The sequence below is a fragment of the Micromonospora sp. D75 genome (assembly GCF_018070405.1).
In the GTDB taxonomy this organism is placed as follows: Bacteria; Actinomycetota; Actinomycetes; order Mycobacteriales; family Micromonosporaceae; genus Micromonospora; species Micromonospora chalcea.
This window is the reverse complement of record NZ_JAGPXV010001071.1, coordinates 1-924: the sequence shown is the minus strand read 5'-3', so window position 1 is coordinate 924 and position 924 is coordinate 1. Positions and strand designations below refer to the sequence as shown.

Sequence of the window (924 nt, the reverse complement as noted above, 5' to 3'; positions counted from 1 at the left end):
CGCGTCGGCGAGCGGCTGCGGCGCGGCGTCGAGGCGCTCGGTCACCCGCTGGTACGCGAGGTGCGCGGCGCCGGGCTGCTGCTCGGCATCGTGCTCGACCAGCCGGTCTCCGCCGCCGCGGCGGCAGCGCTGCGCGACGCGGGTTTCCTGGTGAACCCGGTGCAGCCGGACGTGATCCGGCTCGCCCCGCCGCTGATCCTCACCGTGGCGCAGGCCGACGCCTTCGTCGCCGCGCTGCCCGCCGCGCTGCCCGCCGCCGCGCCGCACCCTTCCACCGACGCCGCAGCGACCGCCGACGACGCCGCGTCCGACGCCACGACCCCGACGGAGGCTCCCGCATGATCCGCCACTTCCTGCGCGACGACGACCTCACGCCCGCCGAGCAGGCCGCCGTGCTCGACCTCGCCGCCCGGATGAAGACCGACCGGTACGGCCACCAGCCGCTGGCCGGACCGAAGTCGGTGGCGGTGCTGTTCGACAAGCAGAGCCTGCGGACCCGGATCTCGTTCGACGTGGGCATCGCCGAACTGGGCGGGCATCCGCTGGTGGTGGACACCCAGGTCACCCACTTCGGCCGCGGCGAGACGCTCGCCGACGCCGGCCGGGTGCTGTCCCGCTACGTCGCCGCGATCGTGCTGCGCACCCACGGCGACGACCGGATCGCCGAGGTCGCCGAGCACGCCACGGTGCCGGTGGTCAACGCGCTCACCGACACGTACCACCCCTGCCAGATGCTGGCCGACCTGCTCACCGTGCGCGAGCGCTTCGGCGGCACCGCCGGGCGGATCCTCGCGTACGTGGGCGACGCGGCGAACAACATGGCCCACTCGTACCTGCTGGCCGGCGCGACCGCCGGGATGCACGTGCGGATCGCCGGCCCGGCCGGGTTTCAGCCGGACCCGGAGATCGTGGCCCGCGCGGAGA

The 924-nt window shown here is 75.2% G+C and carries 2 protein-coding genes; both read left to right on the top strand.

Features of this window, described 5'->3' with window-relative positions; all coding sequences use genetic code 11:
- On the top strand, positions 1 to 342 hold a 342-nt coding region (locus KBX39_RS32050), incomplete at its 5' end, for an aminotransferase class III-fold pyridoxal phosphate-dependent enzyme (RefSeq protein WP_210874170.1).
- On the top strand, positions 339 to 924 hold a 586-nt coding region (locus KBX39_RS32045), incomplete at its 3' end, for an ornithine carbamoyltransferase (protein ID WP_369010131.1). The genes KBX39_RS32050 and KBX39_RS32045, both read left to right, overlap by 4 nt.